Origin of the sequence: Chryseobacterium gregarium DSM 19109 (assembly GCF_000430845.1) — a bacterium.
GTDB classification, from domain to species: domain Bacteria; phylum Bacteroidota; class Bacteroidia; order Flavobacteriales; family Weeksellaceae; genus Chryseobacterium; species Chryseobacterium gregarium.
Genome location: NZ_AUMU01000008.1, coordinates 238,670 through 258,863 on the forward strand (window position 1 = coordinate 238,670; position 20,194 = coordinate 258,863).

At 38.4% G+C, this 20,194-nt stretch carries 16 protein-coding genes; 11 read left to right on the plus strand and 5 right to left on the minus strand.

What is annotated here, in order from left to right; translation table 11 throughout:
* Window positions 1-29: 29 nt before the first annotated feature.
* From H561_RS0110880 to H561_RS0110895, 4 genes are read right to left on the minus strand one after another with little or no spacing between them, the layout of a single operon-like run.
* Window positions 30-461 carry a hypothetical protein gene (locus H561_RS0110880; protein ID WP_027387033.1) on the minus strand — a complete coding sequence of 144 codons (432 nt, stop codon included), beginning with the start codon at window positions 459-461 and terminating at the stop codon, window positions 30-32.
* The gene (locus H561_RS0110885) at window positions 461-1,600 is read right to left on the minus strand and encodes a beta-ketoacyl-ACP synthase III (protein ID WP_027387034.1); all 1,140 of its coding nucleotides are present in this window, start codon (window positions 1,598-1,600) and stop codon (window positions 461-463) included. Before H561_RS0110885 ends, H561_RS0110880 begins: the two co-directional genes overlap by 1 nt.
* 1 nt (window position 1,601) lies before the next feature.
* Window positions 1,602-2,516: a hypothetical protein gene (locus H561_RS0110890; RefSeq protein WP_027387035.1), complete on the minus strand. Its 915-nt coding sequence runs from the start codon at window positions 2,514-2,516 to the stop codon at window positions 1,602-1,604.
* Window positions 2,517-2,559: 43 nt separating this feature from the next.
* Window positions 2,560-6,123, minus strand: coding sequence for an MMPL family transporter (locus H561_RS0110895; protein WP_228372257.1), 3,564 nt, complete (start codon window positions 6,121-6,123; stop codon window positions 2,560-2,562).
* Between the two features lie 695 nt (window positions 6,124-6,818).
* On the opposite strand from H561_RS0110895, the gene topA reads away from it, so the two are divergent.
* Entirely contained in the window at window positions 6,819-9,392 is a 2,574-nt protein-coding gene (topA, locus tag H561_RS0110900; protein WP_027387037.1) for a type I DNA topoisomerase, read from the plus strand.
* Between the two features lie 66 nt (window positions 9,393-9,458).
* Here topA and H561_RS0110905 read toward each other — a convergent pair whose 3' ends face one another.
* A complete protein-coding gene (locus tag H561_RS0110905) occupies window positions 9,459-9,674 on the minus strand; it encodes an ankyrin repeat domain-containing protein (protein WP_034761976.1) in 216 nt (71 codons plus the stop codon).
* 314 nt (window positions 9,675-9,988) lie between these two features.
* Between H561_RS0110905 and H561_RS0110915 the strand changes: the two genes are divergently transcribed.
* From H561_RS0110915 to H561_RS0110960, 10 genes are all read left to right on the plus strand, one after another.
* Complete coding sequence (locus H561_RS0110915) at window positions 9,989-11,077, plus strand: glycoside hydrolase family protein (RefSeq protein WP_027387039.1); 1,089 nt, start codon at window positions 9,989-9,991, stop codon at window positions 11,075-11,077.
* A gap of 120 nt (window positions 11,078-11,197) precedes the next feature.
* Complete coding sequence (locus tag H561_RS0110920; protein WP_027387040.1) at window positions 11,198-12,268, plus strand: formimidoylglutamase; 1,071 nt, start codon at window positions 11,198-11,200, stop codon at window positions 12,266-12,268.
* A gap of 598 nt (window positions 12,269-12,866) precedes the next feature.
* The gene (locus tag H561_RS0110925) at window positions 12,867-13,760 is read left to right on the plus strand and encodes a DUF6089 family protein (RefSeq protein ID WP_027387041.1); all 894 of its coding nucleotides are present in this window, start codon (window positions 12,867-12,869) and stop codon (window positions 13,758-13,760) included.
* Between the two features lies 1 nt (window position 13,761).
* A complete protein-coding gene (locus H561_RS0110930; RefSeq protein WP_027387042.1) occupies window positions 13,762-14,511 on the plus strand; it encodes an isoprenyl transferase in 750 nt (249 codons plus the stop codon).
* 28 nt (window positions 14,512-14,539) lie between these two features.
* The gene (gene bamA, locus H561_RS0110935; protein ID WP_027387043.1) at window positions 14,540-17,077 is read left to right on the plus strand and encodes an outer membrane protein assembly factor BamA; all 2,538 of its coding nucleotides are present in this window, start codon (window positions 14,540-14,542) and stop codon (window positions 17,075-17,077) included.
* Window positions 17,078-17,085: 8 nt separating this feature from the next.
* Complete coding sequence (locus tag H561_RS0110940) at window positions 17,086-17,631, plus strand: OmpH family outer membrane protein (protein ID WP_034761981.1); 546 nt, start codon at window positions 17,086-17,088, stop codon at window positions 17,629-17,631.
* A gap of 61 nt (window positions 17,632-17,692) precedes the next feature.
* Entirely contained in the window at window positions 17,693-18,196 is a 504-nt protein-coding gene (locus H561_RS0110945) for an OmpH family outer membrane protein (RefSeq protein ID WP_027387044.1), read from the plus strand.
* A gap of 69 nt (window positions 18,197-18,265) precedes the next feature.
* Window positions 18,266-18,751 carry an acyl-CoA thioesterase gene (locus tag H561_RS0110950; protein WP_027387045.1) on the plus strand — a complete coding sequence of 162 codons (486 nt, stop codon included), beginning with the start codon at window positions 18,266-18,268 and terminating at the stop codon, window positions 18,749-18,751.
* Complete coding sequence (rfbD, locus tag H561_RS0110955; RefSeq protein WP_027387046.1) at window positions 18,751-19,611, plus strand: dTDP-4-dehydrorhamnose reductase; 861 nt, start codon at window positions 18,751-18,753, stop codon at window positions 19,609-19,611. The genes H561_RS0110950 and rfbD overlap by 1 nt, the downstream gene beginning before the upstream one ends.
* Window positions 19,612-19,622: 11 nt before the next feature.
* Window positions 19,623-20,194 (plus strand): hypothetical protein (locus H561_RS0110960; RefSeq protein ID WP_027387047.1); only part of this gene is annotated, 572 nt, incomplete at its 3' end.

The window sequence follows — 20,194 nt, forward strand, 5'->3', positions numbered from 1 at the left end:
CAATCAGCACCGGATTAAACTTTTAAGATTTATTTTACCACTGTTTTCATCTGGGAACTTGCAATAACCTTATCATTCAATGTGGTAACAGCATCTACCAATGTTACGCCCATGATTTCATTCAGGATTTTCACTTCGGTTCTTAATATATCTCCGGCTTTCGGTAATGCATGCGCTTCAAAAGACTTGATGGCACCGATATAACCTGTCGGAGCTTCTTTTCCAAGCAGGTAATATTTATAGCCGGTGTGTAAAGCTACGCTTTGTGCCTGATGCTCAATCAGCCCCGATGCCTGGAAAACTCCGTTTTGGACAAAAATATTTTCCTGCTCTATTTGAAATCCTGAAATCAGCTGATCTTCAGTGTAACCGGCAATGCTGCTGACCATAACAAAAGGGAATCGCTGAGGAATCAGGCTTTCCACAAAGTTACGGTCGGAAGTAGGCAATTTGTTTTTCATCAACAAACGGTTAACAGGGCACAGGAATAGGAAAACCTTCCGCTTTCCGGAACACAGAGAAGTACTTTTTCCCCTTTTTTCAGTTTTCCGGAATTCATCAGCTGCTCTAAGGCAATAAAGATCGAGCCTGCTCCGATGTTTCCTACTTCAGATAAGTTATAGAACCATTTTTCCCAAGGGAAATCAAGCCCTACATTGGCAAATTCATTTTTCAGCCCTTCTTTAAAATACCCGGAAGAGATATGCGCCAATACATGGTCTACCGTATCAGGATCCAGGTTATGTTTGTCAAAAGAAGATCTTAAACTTTCAGCTCCTTTCACTAAAATATACTGATCCAGCAGTTTGGTATCCTGCTTTAAAGCAAAAATGGACTGTTTCAGCCATTCATCAGAAGGGTAATCTGCCCATGATTTCAGGCTTCCGTCTTCCTGCTTTTCGGTTCCTGCATACATACACGCTTCTATTTCGTGGGCGTAAGAATAAAAATCAATAAATTCTATTTTTAAAGAAACTTCATTTTCCCTCGGTTTATCTTCCAGCAGGAAAGCTCCGGCTCCGTCGGAAAGCATCCATCTTAGAAATTCTCTCTTGAAAGCGATAATCGGCCTTTCTTCCAGTAACAACAGGTTTTCTGCTTCATGGTTGAATTTATCAGCCGTCATCCATGCAGACATTCTTTCTGAACCTACACAGACTGCATTTTTGTTAACTCCGGCTTTTACCGACAGAAAACCATAGTTCAGTGCATTCATCCCGGAATTACACAGTCCGGATGCGGTATTAACAGCCAGAGATTTATTCATATTGAGTTCGCCGTGAATCATGGACGCATGTGAAGGCTGGATCTGATCCGGAGAAGAAGTCCCTGCAGAAAGCAGTTCCATATCTTCTTTCTTGAACTGATCATCAAAAAGGCCCTCTACGGCATTTGCGGCAATCTGTGCATTGGTGTGAGTAGGGTTTCCTTCTTTGTCTAAAGCGTAATACCTTGTAACAATTTTATTATTTCTTAAAATAATTGACTTGGCTTTAGATTTTGCGCCATTTATATAACCAAGATACGTTTCCATTTCGTCATTTGAAACCGGTTCATTGGGTAAGTATGTGGATGCTTTTGTTATAAATACGTCGTACATTCTATTTTAAATTAATTCCTTGTAAATATTCTCTTTGTTTCTTTCTTTTAAACCAAAAAACAGGGGTTGTCAGCAAGTGAAAAACCAATACGATTGGTGAAATAACCCAGATCGCAGCCATCAAATATACCTTAAAGAATTTGATAAGCAATGGGCGCTTTTCTTTTTTCCTGATGATCAGGTTAGACCATACGGTGAAAATTTTGTTTCCTACTTTTTCCACCCGTACCAGGAATGCCCTGATCTCCACGGCTCCGTTTTTTACCAGTTCGGGCTGTAGATTTCCTAAATTATTTTCAGAAAAATGTTTTTCTATAATCGTTCCGTATTTTACCGAACCGGCAATTTCTTCATCTGAAACTCCTGCAGCCGGAAGGACCCCTGATTTTTCTTTTTTCCCGGTCGTCATCCATCGGAGGATCGTTAATACACTGGTGTAATTATCATGTCTGTCTACCAGGGCGATGTTCCCTACTAACGGTGCTTTCAGGTTTTTTAAATATACTTTTAATTTTTCCTGAGAAAGCATCCACATATTTCTTGTTCCTGAAACGGTTACCACAGGCGTGCCTTTCAGAATTCCTTCTGCATATTTACTTTTCAGGAATGAAATAACAGGGATAGAAGGTGTTAAATACCAGACCTGGTATCCAAAAATAATCAGATCGAACTTCTTGTTCAGTACCTCATCCGCAGGCGGAAGGATCTCGCTCGGGATCTGCAGGTACGATTCCGGAAAGGTGTTGAAAAATACATCGCCGGACCAAGGGAAAGGAAAATCTTTCTTCAGTCTGATATTGTAATAAGTTACCTCATATTCGCTGTCTTTATTTTCAAACGGCCGGGCAATATTTTTTACAATATCTTCTAATTGTCCCGACTGTGTATAATAGACTACAAGTATATTCTTTTTCATTAATTCTTTTTATCCGGTTACAAAAATATGATTTTCATATTTATTATTCAGAACTAAATACTTTTAAAGGCCCCGAATCAAATTTAAGCCTGTAACCATCAGGGCTTACTGTGTTATTTTGTGTATTAAAAAAGATGACCGTTTCAGGAATTTCCGCTATTCCGCTGATATTGAACTGATGATCGGAAATCAGCAGGACATCAATTCTTTTCATAATTTCATCCGTCGCTTCTATATAATTGATTTTCCTTCTCTTCACCAGATAGTTCTGTCCGGCAATCTGCCGCTTCTCATTATTCTTGATAAAGCTGAAAACAGTTCTTCCCGGCTGCTGAAGGGTCAGCAAAACGTCTTTTTGTCCGAGATCATCTGCTATATGCAAAATATTGGCATCCTTCGGAATGTGTTTATTCAGTTCGAAGTAAACAGATTTGTTTTCATTGAAATCCCTTTTTACCTCTTTCACAACTTCTGCATCTTTATACAGGAAGCTTAGGAACAGACTCTTCTTAAAATAATTCTCATCTTCAGTCTCTGTTCTCATCTTTGCAAATTCATCCCTGAAATAAGCATTGATGGTCTTTGTCCTTTCAGAATAATTCCTGCCGAAACCAGCATCATCTTTGCTGATCCTGTCACCGACTTTTACGGTAATGGCTCCGTCATAAATGATAAAATCCCCTTTCGGCAACACCTCAGAATTCCCATGAATGTAAAGCGGCAGAATATCAAGCCCAAACTGTTCAGCCAGATAGAAAGCACCTTTATGGAACCTCCTCACGTTGCTGGTATAAGAACGTTCCGCCTCCGGAAAAACAACCAGAGAATATCCCTGGGCTATTTTTTCCCTGAGTTGATCCATCCCGTTTTCAATGCCCTGCGAAACAGGATAAAATCCTAATGCTCTCACTATTCTTCCGAAAACCGGTGATTGGTATACCCAGTCATTGACCAGGTAAATTATTTTATGGGTAACCATAGAGATGGCTAACGTATCCAGAAAAGAAGTGTGGTTGGCAATGATCACAGCCGGCCTGGTGAAATCTTCTTTCGTATTTTTAATGACCTTCTTCTTTACAAATGGATTCGTAAATAGGACAGAAGTTAAAAACCGGGCTAAAATTAATTTTATAAAGTTTAAGGTTCCGCCTCCGGAACTCCTGGTGAAAGGGCTTATGAACAGGGAAAAAAACAGGCCGCCCAAGCCGTAATATAAAAAAGAAACCACAGCCTGTAAAAACAGCCTGAACGTAATAGGGGAAAGCCCTTTCTTCGCTCTGTTGGTAATTAGCAGCCTGAACCAGAACGGATATAAGGTAGAGGTAATGATGATCACGGAAAACATGCCTATCAAGGCTACCAGGGCCAAAGAATGCAAAGCCGGATGTTTTGCGAAAATCAGTGAGCCGATTGATAAAATCGTGGTGAAGACTGCCAGAATGATAGAAGTTCTATAGGTGGGAAGCTCATTTTTCCCGGTGGTGTGTTCCTTCTGCATGGCCTGTGTCAGGAAGATACTGAAATCATCCCCTACCCCGAAAACCAGCGTACAGACCACGGTGCTGAAAATATTCAGTTCCAATCCCAGAAAATAGAGGATTCCTGCGGTTACCACTCCTGTTAAGACAATCGGAAACATGGTAAGAACAGTCAGTTCGAAGTTTCTGAAGAACACAACGATCGTTAGGACAATGGCCAGAAGGGAATAGTTGATCAGTGTATTAAAATCTCTTTTTAAAAGGCCTAAAAAATTTTCGTTCATCTGCTGCCGGTCAATTGCCAGTGCATCATGATTCTTTTCAACATCACTGATGAAAGCATCTCTTTTGGTTTCATCTACTTTTACGACATTTGAAACGGTGTAAAAACCATTTTCCTGGCTTAAAAATTCTGAAATCTGTAAGGCTTTTACTGTTGAATAGTCTTTCAGGCTTAAAGTCGTGTAGGGTTTATTTAAATTTTCGGTAAACTGATCAAACGCTGAACTGTTGAACCCGAACGTATGGCCATTATTTATTAATTCGGAAAGGGTCCGGTTTTTTTTATTCGCATCCCAGAATCTTTGCCAGGCTTCGATTCTTTTTTGCTGGTCTTTTTCTGATAAAACAACATTTCCCAAAGAATTGTAGCTTAAAATCTTTCCTTCTTTTTTTTCTTTTTCCAGAAAGCGGCTCAGCTGGGAGTTTCTTGTCAGGGCTTCCTCTCCGGAATTTCCGTAAGAAATCGTGTAAATAGATTTTGAAGTGATATCCGACAGCTTCTGCAGTTTAGCTTCGCTTATTTTTAAATCCTTTGGGATATAATTCAAGTCACTGATATCTTCATTGAAGCCCACGTGCCTGAATCCGAAAAGACATGCGATGATAATAACGGAGCAGCTAATAATTAACGGTTTGTTTTTCTCATACGGGTAAGCTCCGATTTTGTCAATAAAATTGGTGCCGGTTTTCTTTTCATGCGTTTTCGGCTTGTAAAGCTGAGGGACTATAATTAAAGCACTGACGGCTGACAGGATCACCGTGATTGCTGCAAAAAGTCCGAGGTCTTTCAGTGCTTCAGAGCGTACAAAAACCAGGCACAGAAATGAAACAGCCGTTGTGGCGCTGCTTAATATAATGGGTTGAGTAATTTCTTTGTACAGCTCTTCAATATTGTTATTGTGCTTGTAATGGGTGAGGATATGCAGGGCATAATCAATGGTAATGCCGATGAGGATGGCTCCTACACTGAGTGAAATGGCTGAAATTTTATCCTTAATAAAGTACAGGATCATCAAAGCCAGCAAAACGGAAAAAACAGTAGGAAGAAAAACAATAATAGGCGTAAAGATATTCCTGAAATAATAGATCAGAAGAATCAAAAGGACCGTCATTGAAATAATTACCGTATTCTGAATGTCTTTTTTGATCTGTTGGGCATTTGCCACGGCAATCACCGGCGAACCGAAATAGCTGATCTCTGTTTTTCCTTTGAACTCCTGGTTAAGATGGTTTTTTATTTCATTTAGCTGATTGACAAAACCTTCATTGTTTTTGGTATCGTTGCTTTTGTTTTTCGGATCAATGAAAAGAAGGAGATTTTTCCCGTCTTTGGTAACAATATAGCTGTCTTCAAGTTTGAAATCTTTACTGATATTCAAAGCGTTGAGCTTTTTAATACCTAAGAAAGTAATTCCCAGCGGGTCTTTCTTGATAAATTCTTTCGTTACCAGGCTTGTCGGTGAAGACAAAGAGATATAATTGTTTTCTACCTGTTTGGCGATACTGTCGGCCTGAAGTTTCCTTTCAATCTCCTGATAGTCATCTTCATTTAAAAATAAAGGGAGATTCTGATTGACAAAATCAAAGGTTTCTGAAATTTCATTGTCATTTACTTTCCCCTGAACCGAACCGATATATGGTTTCAAAGGTTCTATCTGATTTAAAAATGCATCCGCCGTTTCAGATAACTGAAAATTGCTCTGCGCCGACTTATTTTCGATAATGACAATGATTTTATCTGAAAAATTAAGCTGTTTCAGGACCTTTGCAGTAAGGTCCGATTTTTCACTTTTGGGAATGATCTGGTTGATGTCTTCTTCAAAATTGATTTTTGAAGCAAAAAACACACACAAAATTATTATCCCTGCTGCAAAAAATGCAGAGAGAAGCTTGTTTCCGGAGATCAGATAATATAAATAAATAAAGAAACGATGCATCTCATGGTAAATCAAGCTGCAAATTTAATTTTTTCATGATGAGTTCAAAAAGTTTTAACTGAAAATCAATAAAATATTTAGATGAAAATCAGTTGCATTTGATTCATGGCTTCTAAAATATAGTATTGAGTAATACTTTAAGCATACTTTTGCGTTAATTGAAGGGAATTCTGTTTAATATTTATAAGCATTTACGACTTCTATTTAATAATTTAACACTTTTAAAGATTGTATTATTTGAAATTACTATGTATCTGAAAGGCATTATCTATTTTGTTCAAAAATTTATCTTATCCGTTTGATATGACTAATGATTAGGAGAATATTAATTAATTACATAATATGATACTAATCATCTGACTTTTTAATTTATTATCAGATTAAACGGTTCTGTATATAGATTTGAATGACTATAATAAATAAAGCAGTTTCTTATATTATCATTATTATTTCTCAATATTATATAGAATGACAAAGGGGAATGAAGGTATTTCATTTTCACAAAAGTCATGCACAGAGTATTTATTGTGCGCCCGGAATTGCTAAATCCATGTAATAAAAAAATCTATCTGATAAAAAAACTATACTTTTGCAAAAATTTTAGGATGTCGAAAAATTTAGTAATCGTAGAGTCACCGGCCAAGGCAAAAACTATTCAGAAGTATTTAGGGAAAGATTTTGATGTGAAATCCAGTTTCGGACACATCAGGGATCTGCCTAAAAAAGGAATGGGAATAGACCTGGCTACCTTCAGTCCGGATTACGAAGTTTCCGCAGACAAAAAGAAATTGGTAACGGAACTGAAAGCCGCTGTGAAGAAAGCGGAAATGGTATGGCTGGCTTCCGATGAAGACCGTGAAGGAGAGGCTATTGCCTGGCATTTATCAGATGAATTAAAATTGAAACCGGAAAACCGGAAAAGAATCGTTTTCCACGAGATTACCAAAAACGCCATTCTGAAAGCCATTGACAACCCGAGAGATATTGACCAGAACCTGGTGAATGCCCAACAGGCGAGAAGGGTGCTGGACAGGATCGTAGGTTTTGAAATGTCCCCTGTACTCTGGAAAAAAATAAAACCCGGATTATCGGCAGGAAGGGTGCAGTCGGTTGCCGTAAGGTTAATTGTTGAAAGAGAAAAAGAAATCCGCGAATTTGTTCCGAAAGCGAGTTTCAAACTGGATGGTGTCTTTTTAAATCAGGCGCATCAGGAAATTGCCGCTAAACTTAAAAAAGACTTCAGTAAAGAAGAAGAGGCTGAAAAATTCCTGGAACAGGCAAAAGCAACGGAATTCAAAGTATTGAATGTTGAGACAAAACCGGGAACCCGTTCTGCTTCCGCTCCGTTTACAACATCGACTTTACAGCAGGAAGCTTCATCCAGACTGGGTTATAATGTGACCAATACCATGCGTATTGCACAGAGGTTATATGAAGAAGGGTACATTACCTATATGAGAACAGACTCGGTAAACCTTTCTCAGGAAGCTATTGAAGGTGCAAAAAAACAGATTACTTCAGAATACGGGACAGAATATTCCGCACCGAGAAACTATACTACGAAATCTTCATCTGCGCAGGAGGCTCACGAAGCAATCCGTCCGACGGATTTCAGCGTAAAAAGTGTGGGTGATGCCCAGCTGAATAAATTGTACCAGCTGATCTACAGAAGGACGCTGGCATCCCAGATGGCCAATGCCAAAATTGAAAAAACCGTTATTGAAATCGGGAATGCCCAATTGCCCCAAAATTTCGAGGCACAGGGGGAAGTAATTATCTTTGACGGGTTCCTGAAAGCCTACGGGATTGTAAAAGCAGAAGACGATGATGAAGAAAACAACGAAAAGCTGCTTCCGAAAGTAAAAGTAGGGGAAGTTTTAGACTATAAAAGAATTACGGCAACAGAAAAGTTCACAAGACCGAGCGCACGGTATACGGAAGCCGGTCTGGTAAGGAAACTGGAAGAACTGGGAATCGGCCGGCCGTCAACATACGCGCCGACCATTCAGACGATTCAGAACCGTGAGTATGTTGATAAGAGAGAAATTGAACCTCAGACCCGTGAGGTGGTTAAAATTTCTTTAACAAAAAACAATATTAAAAAAGAAGTCCTTGAAGAAAAATTCGGGGGCGACAAAAATAAATTCATTCCGACGGATATCGGTGAAGTGGTTAATGATTTCCTCACCGATCATTTTAAAGAAATCCTGGACTACGGCTTTACGGCCAGAGTGGAAGAAAGTTTCGACGAAATTGCAAGCGGCGACCAGAAATGGAAGCAGATGATGAACGATTTCTATTCGAAATTCCATCCGCGGATTGAAGATGTTGAAGAAAATGCAGACCGCGCTACAGGAGAGCGGCTTTTGGGTACGGACCCTAAAACCGGTAAAAATGTCCATGCCAGAATCGGAAGGTTCGGTCCAATGATCCAGGTCGGGGAGACGGATGACGAGGAAAAGCCGATTTTTGCTTCTTTAATGACCGGCCAGAATATTGCAACGATCACTTTTGAAGATGCTATGGAGCTGTTCAAATTACCTTTTGACCTGAATGAGGTAGACGGACAGCCGGTTTCAGTCGGAGTCGGAAGATTCGGTCCCTATGTGAAATGGGGCGAAACGTACATCAGTATTCCGAAAGGTGAAGATCCGCTGTCTGTAGACCAGAAACGTGCGGAGGAAATTATCAGTGAAAAGAAAATAGCCGATGCGCCGATTGCCAGCTATAAAGGCGAGCCGGTAACCAAAGGAACAGGACGGTTCGGGCCTTTCATCAAATACAAGAGTATTTTCGTGAATGTTCCCAAGAAATATGATTTTGAAAATCTTTCCCAAGGTGATATCAATGAATTGATTGATGCCAAACTGGAAAAAGAAGCCAACCGCTATATCCAGCAGTGGGAAAAAGAAAAAATTTCCATTGAAAACGGAAGATGGGGACCCTTCATCAAATTCGGTAAAGCCATGTTTAAAATCCCGAAAAAAGCGGATGATACCAAATATGAAGGGGAAGAACTGAAAGAGATTTCTCTTGATGAGGTTAAAAAATGGATCACCGATCAGGATCCGAAAGCTTTTGCGGAGAAGAAAAAGCCGGCGGCTAAGAAACCTGCCGCCAAAAAAGCAACAACAACTGCTAAAAAAGCTCCGGCTAAAAAACCAGCAGCAAAAAAGTAAATTATTTTTTAATATAGAAAAGCACAGATTTTTAGTCTGTGCTTTTTATTTGATGGTGAGGATTATTTAATCCAAAGAATTTAAGTTTTCTTTGGCTCCCATTCTTAAAAGATATTCAACTATATCATCATTTTCTCCTGCCTTAGCTGCATCTAATGGTGACATACCATTATGACCAATTCCATTGACATCAACTCCTTCTTCCAATAATCGTTTAACTTGATCTATATGATCATAGTAACACATTTCAAGTAACTCCCATATTTTATCCAGGTTTTCCAATTTCAATTTAGTTTGAATTTTTTCTCTTTCATTAATTTCTTAGAGAATATGCCATTATACTTTAAATCTAAATAATCTAAATTTCTTTTATAATCAGATTTGTTATTTAATATTTTTTCAGCGATCTTGTTCATATACTGAATAATTGATGTATTAATAAGGCAAAATTCTATTTATATTAAAGTAAAGGCTTTACGAATTTTTGTTCTGTAATTATCAGCTATTCAAATATACTTATTTCTCATGCACCAAACCCCAAAGTACAGGATACTCTGTCTGTTTACTTACAATAAATTAGCTGTCAAATAGATGATATGAGTAAGGACAGGCTATTCACCCGCAAAGATTTTCTAAAAATTTCAGCCCTGGGAATGGGTGCGGTAATTCTTGGTTCTTCATTTACCACTTTATTATCTTCACAAGACAAACCGTATTTCAATGTAAAACCAATCGGGCGGCAGTTTTCTTTGGAGGGCTATTACATTTGGTGCAGTTCCCCGATCTGGGGTGAAGACGGGAAAGTTCATCTTTTCTATTCACGGTGGAAAAAAGAAAAAGGAATGGGTGGGTGGCTCAACGGTTCTGAAATCTGCCGTGCGGAAGCGGATTCACCTTTTCATCAATTTGAGCATAAACAGGTGATTCTTTCACCGAGAGGTGGCGAATTTTGGGATGCGACGACCTGTCACAATCCCTTAATCAAAAAAGTGGAAGGTCAGTATTATCTGTTCTTCATGGGGAATTCCAATGGGAAAACCAATACTAAACGAATCGGACTGGCCACTTCAAAAAGCCTTGACGGAGAGTGGAAGAGACCCGAAGAACCCTTGCTTCTTCCCGGAGAAAAAGGCTCCTGGGATGATCATTGCACAACAAATCCGGCTTTTGTAAAAGGAAACGACGGGAAATACTGGCTGTTTTACAAATCCTGGAACACCGAAGAATATGAAAACCAGAAAGGTTCCATAAGAGGAAACCGGAAATATGGACTGGCAAAGGCAGATTCTCCGGCAGGACCTTACCGGAAAGTGTCTGCAAACCCGGTTATTGATTTTTCATCGTTGCCTGATAATGCCCAGCTGGAAGATGCTTTTGTCTGGGAGCAGCATGGGAAATTCCATATGGTGGCCAGAGATATGGGATTCTATAATCACGAATACGGCCTGCATTTAACCACAAAGAATGGGATGCACTGGACGAAACCGGAAATTGCTTATCTGGAAATGAAGCATTACATCAGTGAGCCTGCTCCTCCCAAACATTTAAACAGGTTCGGAAGACTGGAACGCCCGATGCTTTTAATGAGTAAAGACGGGAAAACACCGCAATTTTTATTCGGGGCTACACAGGGTGGAGTATTTGAAACTTCTACTACTTTTGTTTTTGAGATTTTAAAACCGTAAAAAGGAAATAATATTAAATCATCATATAAGCCGTTAACAAATAGTGTTAATGGCTTTTTATGGTGGGCAAATAATTTAATTTTAATACTTTTGACCCTAAATTAAGATTGCAACAAGAGAATGAATTTTGAAGATTTTATTATATCCCCGAGAAATTTCAAAACGGAAACCTGGCAGATTGGCAACCGGATAACGAAAAACATAAAGGAAGACAGCATCGTACTTCTTTTCGTTTCAGATTACCGAGGGGCAGACGGGAATGCGGAAGTACAGGATTTTACCGGGATCAGGAAAGAATTTTACAAATTGTCACAGATGGATTTTGATATTCCTATTGTGGACCTGGGAGACCTAATTTCCGGGAAATCCGTTCAGGATTCCCACTATATCCTTCAGGAAGTATTATCGGCCTGTCATTTTAAAAGAGCAGTCCCGGTAATTATCGGAGGTTCAAATGATTTTGCTTTTTCGCTTTTTTCAGCCCTTAATCTTCAGGTCAAACACATTAATTATACCCAGATCAGCAATATTATTTCCCTAAACCAAGGAGAAATAATCAATGAATACACCTTTTTAGGCAAAATTTTAGGATCGAAGAATTTCTCTATTAAAAATTACCATCATTTAGGCTATCAGAAACATTTAAATGAAGCAGATTCTGTACGGCTGATCAAGGAAGTTGAATTTGATATCGTGCGGTTGGCAGAAATGATGAATTCTACGGAGAAAACAGAACCTTTTTTCAGAAAGGCTGATTTAGTGACCGTAAATTGTGATGCTGTTGAAAGTGTCAGTGAGCCTTTTTCCATGAATCCACAGGTAAACGGCCTAAACAGAAGGGAAATCTGCGCCTATATGAAAGAAATCGGGCTGAGTGAAAACCTGAAGTCTGTCGGGATCTTCAATTATAATATTTATTCAGGAAACCAGCTGAATCACCAGCTTCTCGCACAGATGATCTGGTATCTCACGGAGGGAATCAATATCCAGAGATCCCATCCTAAAGAAAGGCATTATGAACTGTTTTATGTTTTGGTTGATGACTGCCAGTATGCTTTTAAACGTGATACGTTCAGCAATCTCTGGTATTTCGGGGATGATGAAAATATTGAAAACTGTATTCCCTGTTCCAGAAAAGATTTTGAGGAAGCCAAAAAAGGCTGGCTCGGGGCACGGTTTACAAAAATGTAAGACAAAATTCAAATCCAATCGACAGCTTTCAGACCGGTTCTTCTGAACTTATAAGAACCAAAATATAAATTTATAAAGGACTTTACAGCTATGACTTCATTATAGGTTCTCCACGTATAGATTTGGGGAGGCCTCTACAAGGCTTATGAATATTTAGATGTGAATATCTGTGTGGTACGCCGTAAAATATATACTGAAGTAGATATTCACAATACCATAAAAGGAAGGAGTGCTCATATGAAAATCGAATGTAATAATCACAATATCAATATTATGGATAATGGTAGAATGATGGTCAAGGTAATCATCATAACGCCAGATAGTATGTAGAAGTACTATTAGGAAGAATTAAAAATAAAGTCAGCAGATATCCGATAAAAAATAATACTTTTGAGCCCTTATTTAATGGGGTTTATTGGGATAACAGTCATATTGAATCTATTAAAAAAAGAATAATTTAGCGAGTTTGTCGTTTACTTTATAACAAATTATGTTTTTTTGTTTATTTTTAACTAAGCATTAAGATTATCTTTAATATAAAAATGTTTTATATTTGCAAAAATTAAATTTTAAAATAACCATAAATCCATATTCTTTTATGAATAGAAAATTATTGTTTAGCTTCCTTGCCGCTCTAGGAACAGTGGTAAGTGTTAAAGCTCAAAGAAACGAACTTGGAGTTCGTCTAGGTATGAGTAACCTAGTTGGGGATATAGGGAGAACGAATTATCTTTTACAAAAGCCATTGGATTTAAGTAAAGCGTCGGATTGGGGAGTTCCGTTTTATGGGGGAATTTTATACAGATTTAATTTTAATCCTCATCAGACCGTAAGATTGGATCTGGGATATAACCAGATTCAGTTTAATGATAAAGTAGCAAAAGAAGAATACAGAAAGAACAGAAATTCATTCGGGAAAAATAATGTTTATGAAGCGAGTTTGATTTTCGAATATAATTTTTTCCCGGTCAACAATGAGCAGAAAAGCATGGTAAGTCCATATATTTTCGGTGGGGTGGGTGCCTTAATGTTTAATGCTCCGAAAGCGACATTGGTAAATGATTTCAGGAGAGATTCAGACGGTGTGGCTCTGGCTCCGATTAACGAACTGGATTTTACCACAACGCCGGTATATTCCACCGGAACAAAAGCAACCATGCATATTCCTTTTGGAGTAGGTTTGAAATATAAGTTCAATTATAACTGGGCTATCTTTGCTGAAGCCACATTAAGATATACAATGACGGATCAGCTGGATTACAACCAGATTTTGAACAAAGATGTGGTGGCTACTTATAACGGGGATATTTTAAACCCTGCTACCGGAGGATCATTGCTTCAGACTGATGCTTATTATGTAGTATCCAAAGAAAGAGAAGCAGCATTTATAAGAGAAAGAAATATAGGAGATCTTAAGTCTAAGGACTGGATGAACACCGTAAGTTTAGGACTTACCTATTCATTCGGAAGACCTCCGTGTTATTGTGATTAATATGTCGTTGATAAAAGATAAAATAGATCCTGAAAATTTACCGCAGCATGTTGCAATCATCATGGATGGTAATGGAAGATGGGCAAAGTCACGTGGCGAAGAAAGAACTTTCGGCCACCGGAATGCCATTGATGCGGTAAGAAATGCCATTAATGCATGCAATGAAGTAAATATTCCCTATTTAACGCTGTACACCTTTTCCTCTGAAAACTGGAGCCGCCCTGCAGAAGAAGTGAGTACTTTAATGAATTTGCTTGTAGAAACACTGTTGCTGGAAGCAGAAGAAATCTTCAGTAAAGGATTAAGGATGCACGTTATCGGGAATCTGGAAAAACTACCGCCACTTGTGAAAGACCAGCTTCTCCGGGTAATGGAACTGACAAAAGAAAACACAAAAGGCAATTTGGTATTGGCGATCAGCTATGGTTCGCAGAATGAAATACTGAATGCCATAAAAAATATAAGCCAAGACGTAAAAGAAGGTAGGGTTGATGTAGAAAGCATTGATGAGAAATTATTCGAAAGTTACCTCTATACAAAAGATTTTCCGCCTGTAGACCTCTTAATAAGAACCAGCGGTGAAATCAGAATCAGTAATTTCCTCCTTTGGCAGATCGCCTATGCAGAGCTGCAGTTTTTAGATGTTCTGTGGCCGGACTTTACAAAAGATATTTTCTTCCAGTGTATTGTGAATTATCAAAACAAAGAAAGAAGATTCGGAATGACCGGTGAACAAATAAAAATTCAGTAAATTAAGACAAGAAAGACTACGATAAAAAATGAAGTTTAGACTATTACCCATCATTATGTTTGTTGCTTCTGCACATTTTTATGGACAGGTAACTCCACAGGACAGCACACAGGTGAGCAATTCTGTACGCGCAGAAAACCAGGCAGGAACTTACACTCTGAAAGACATCGTTGTAGATGGGGTTAAAAAATATACGCCGGCTCAGATTCTGAGGTTTACAGGATTAACAAAAGGTGAAACGGTAGATATCCCGGGACAGAAAATCAGCAATGCTGTTAAAAAACTCTGGGACACCCAGTCTTTTTCTGAGGTGGAAGTGTACGTACAGAGTATTGAAGGCGAAACGGTTATTTTACGGTTTTACCTGCAGGATCTCAAAGATCTTGGTGAAGTGAAATTCACCGGGAAAGGGATCAGCAAATCGAAGAATGAGAAATTGGCGAAAGACAACAATCTGAAGCCGGGGACTAAAATTACTCAAAACTTGGTTTCGAGTCTTAAAACAAATATTCCTAAAGATTATATCAAAAAAGGATTTGCCGATGCTAAAATTACCATTCAGGATAAAGTAAACGCAGGCGATCCTAATCTGGTAGACTGGACGATTAACGTCGATAAAGGGAAAAGGATTAAAATAGACCATATCGAATTCGAAGGAAATCAAGCGGTAACCGACAGAAAGCTCAGAAATAAAGCTTTTAAGGAAACCAAGCAGAAAAGATTCGGCATCGGAGGTATTTTGAAATCTTCAAAATTTATTGAAGGCAAATATCAGGAAGATAAACAAAACCTGATCAACTATTATAACTCTTTAGGATACAGGGATGCTGCTATTGTTTCAGACTCGGTATGGAGGAATAAAAGAAACAACTACGAAATCAATGTAAAGCTTAACGAAGGAAAGCAGTATTACATCGGTGACATTACCTTTACCGGTAACACGGTATACCCTACAGATTATCTTCAGAGATTATTAGGGTATAAAAAAGGAGATATTTACGATGCCGTAGGATTCAATAAAAAAGTAGGGGAAGACGGTGGAAAAGAAGATGACTCAGACATCAAGTCGATGTATATGAACAACGGTTATCTTTTCTCCAATGTAACACCGGTGGAAAAATCGGTAAACGGTGACAAGATCAATCTTGAGATCCGTATCAATGAAGGGGAAAAAGCAACATGGAACAAAGTGACATGGGAAGGGAATACCACCACCCATGACCATGTAATCCTCAGAGCCTTGAGAACCAAACCGGGAAATCTTTTTGCTAAAAGCGATATTAAAAGAACCTATTTTGATCTGGCAGGGATGCAGTTCTTTGATCCACAGCAGGTAGGGCAGGACATCCAGCCTAACCAGCAGGATAATACCGTGGACATCAACTGGAAGCTGGTAGAGAAAGGATCTTCCCAGGTACAGTTGCAGGCCGGTTACGGAGGGAACAGCTTTATCGGAACATTAGGACTGACATTCAACAATTTCTCATTAAAGAACTTCCTGAAATTTAAAGACTTTAAGCCGGTTCCTCAGGGTGACGGACAAACTTTATCCCTTCAGGCACAGGCCGGACAATATTTCCAAAACTACGGGGTTTCATTTACTGAACCTTGGCTGTTCGGAACAAGACCTACGGCGCTTTCTGTAAGTTTGAACAATTCCAGAGTAAAATATTCCGATCAGTTCGGGTCTTCTCAGAAGCTGAATATTTTCTCTGCAACAGTAGGATTAAACAGATTGCTGAAATGGCCGGATGATTATTTCTCATTGTATACCGGGCTCCAGTTTCAGAAGTACGATTTTAAAAATTATCCTTTCGATTTCGGAGGAACAACAGAATATTACGGTACGGCAAACAACTTAAGTGTTAACATAGGCTTAAGCAGAAACTCTGCGGGTATTGATCCGATTTTTCCGACGACAGGTTCCAACTTAGACCTCTCGGTAAAATTCACACCGCCGTATTCATTGTTTAGTAATAAAGATTATTCTACAATGAGCCCTACGGAAAAATACAAATGGATGGAATTCTATAAAGTGAAGTTCAAAGCAGATGTTTACAACGAGATTGTTGGTAAACTGGTCTTAAGATCTTCTGCTGAAATGGGATTCATGGATGGATATAACCAGAAATTGGGAGCTCCGCCTTTTGAAAGATTCTATGTAGGAGGTACCGGACTTTTCGGAGGACGATATGACGGTAGAGAATTGATTCCGTTGAGAGGTTATGAAAATGCATCTACTTACGGAGGAACTTCTGAAGATATTACGCCTACAGGTGGAGGTACTATCTATAACAGATTTACGTTGGAATTAAGATACCCGATTTCATTGAACCAGACGGCAAAAATTTATGCACTGACGTTTGCTGAAGGAGGGAATGTCTGGAATTCCTGGGGAACTTATAATCCTTTCCAGCTGAAAAGATCAATCGGTGTCGGGGTAAGAGTATACATGGGAGCATTTGGTCTTATTGGGTTCGACTTCGCTTACGGATTCGACAAAACAGTTACTGGAACTGAGCCTTCCGGATGGAAGACCCACTTCTTGATGAACCAATCATTATAATTCGTAGTATGAAAAATTTTAGAATTGTTTTATCATTCGTATTATTCCTGCTTTTCGGTTTAAGCAATGCCCAGAAAGTCGGCGTTGTGGATACTGAATATATATTGAATAAAATGCCGCAGTACAAAGAGGCTGAAGCAAGATTAAACGCACAGATAGATACATGGCAGTCTGAACTTCAGAATTTACAGTCTGAATACGAGCGTAAGAGATCAGCTTTCGAAAGTGAAAAAGTTCTTTTAATCGGTGATCAGCTGAAGCTGAGAGAAAAAGAAGTGATGGATCTGGAAAAAAATATCAAGACCACTACAAGCTTACGTTTCGGAGCGACAGGAGAGATAAAAAAACTGAGAACCAATCTGGTACAGCCTTTTCAGGATCAGATTTGGGGAGCGATAAAAACAATGTCTGAAAAAAACGGTTTAGGTATGGTTCTCGATAAAACGAGCAACAATGTGATTTTTCTTCAGAAAAGATTTGATTACTCAGATAAAGTACTGGATATTCTATTAAAAGATACCGACAAGAAAGAAAAAACAAAAACCAAAAAATAAAAGTTTAACTTTTATTAAATTTACAGATCTAAAAACAAATTAAATTATTTATTTACCCATTATGAAAAAATTAAGTGTATTATTTGCAGCGGTAATGATAGTTGTATCAGTAGGTATGGCAAAAGCTCAAAAAATTGCTACTTTAGATGTTATAGGTGTTCTGAATGCAATGCCTGAAAAGAAAAAAGCAGATACTGATCTTAAAGCTTACTTAGATACTAAACAAGCCGAAATCAAAAAGAAAGCAGATGCCGGTCAGGCTAAACTAAAGCTGTATTCTGAGGAAGCTCCTAAGAAAACTGCTGAAGAAAATAAAGCAAGAGAAGGCGAATTGGCTAAAATGCAGGAAGAAATTCAGCAGATGAATGACAAGGCGCAGAAAGATTTTGTAGCTAAGCAGGATGCAGCTTACGAACCGATTGAGAAAAAGCTGAACGAAGCTGTTTCTAAAGTGGCTAAAGCAAACGGATATGAGTATATCATGGATGCAAATTCTTCAGCTTTCGTATTTAAAGGAGGGGCAGATGCTACTCCGGCAGTTAAAAAAGAACTAGGTGTTCAATAATTTTAGAAATTAACAAACATTTATACAACTAACCACCTCTCATCGGGGTGGTTTTTTTATTTTTGCAGAATGGAAAAAGAAGTATCAACCACGGTAAAGGTCAGATTCAGTGACTGCGATCCGATCGGCCATCTGAACAATGTGAAATATCTTGACTATATGTTCAATGCCAGAGAAGATCATGTGGAAACATTTTATGGCTTTACCTATGAGGAATATACCAAACTTACAGGATGCACATGGATTGCCATTCAGAACGAAATTGCCTACATAAAAGAAGTAAGATATAATACCTCGGTGGTAATCAGCAGCAAGACCATCGATATTCAGGACAGGACGTCCAAAGTGGAGATCTTAATGAAAAGCCTGGATGAGAAAACCGTTCATGCCGTATTGTGGGTGACGGTAATTTATTTTAATGTTAAAACAAGAAAGTCGGAAGTGCATCCGGAAGAGATCAAAGAAACCTTTAATACATTTTATGTAGATTTGGAACAGAAAGATTTCCAGTCCAGAGTTAAGTTTTTAAGGTCACAGAACGCAAAAAATTCATAATGAAAAAAATAATAATAACAGGAGGAAACGGACAATTAGGAAACTGCATCAGAAAGATCGCTCCGGATTTTGAGCTTGATTATGAATTTATCTTTACCGATTCGCAGACTTTAGATATTACCAATGCAAACCTTGTCAATGACTTATTTGATGATCATAAACCCGATTTTTGCATCAATGCTTCAGCCTATACTGCGGTAGACCTTGCAGAAACAGAAAAAGATAAGGCATTTGCAGTCAATGCCGGAGGGGTCGCTCATCTTGCCACGGCCTGTAAAGAACATCAGACAACTCTGATCCATATTTCTACCGATTACGTTTTCGATGGCAATACCAACTTATGCTATTCCGAAGATGATTTTACAAATCCAATGGGAGTATACGGAGCCTCAAAATTAAAAGGGGAAGAATTAGCTTTAGACGCTCACGATGAAACCATTATTCTGAGAACGTCCTGGCTGTATTCTGAATTTAATAAAAACTTTGTTAAAACCATGTTGAACCTGTTTTCACAAAAAGAAGAAATGGGAATCGTGGCAGACCAGTTCGGTCAGCCTACCAATGCAAATGATTTGGCAGAAGCTATTATGGAAATCATCGTGAACCCAAAGAAAGCCTATGGGATCTTTCATTTCTCGAATTATCCGGAAACTACCTGGTTTGAGTTTGCGCAGAAAATCGCCGAATTTTCAAAATCTTCCGTGAAATTAAATGAATTAACGACGGAACAATATCCTACTCCGGCAAAAAGGCCTAGGAGAAGCACCATGTGTCTTGATAAAATTGAAGAAGTTTATAAAATAGAACCCAAATATTGGGAAAACAGTCTGGAAGAATGTATCGGTATACTCACGCAGTAATATAATATAGTATGAAGAATCTTATCACTTTCATTTTCATTTTTCTGATTCACTGTTTGAATGCACAGAATGTATATCTTACGAAAGTTGAAAAAACACATGACAATACAGACAAATTCCTCTATAAGATCAATCAAGAAGCGGAAGGTGCAGAATATCTGGGTGAAATAGAGGTCCAGGGATTTTCAAAAGAAGATGCCGAAGTATTTTCACTGATCTACAAGAAAGCAAAGGAAATAGGAGCCAATACATTTTCGTTAAAACCTTTTGAAAATATTGATGGCCCGGATCAGAATTTTAATCCTGCGAATTATAAATTAAGCCTGTATTATCTGCCAAAAGAAAAATTGACTGATCAGAATGGGTACCTCTATATATTTGCCTCTTCAGATAAAGATCAGAAAATAGCTTTAAATAAAAAAGATTACATCATTTCACCGAGATCATATCTGGGTTTAAAAATAATTCCGGGAGAAGTATGTACTATATCAACAAAAAAACTGTTGGGTTCTGCCATAAGGATTCAGCCAAAGGAAAACAGTTTGAATCAATATTTCCAGGTTTCATCAGCGAAAGTCAGAGC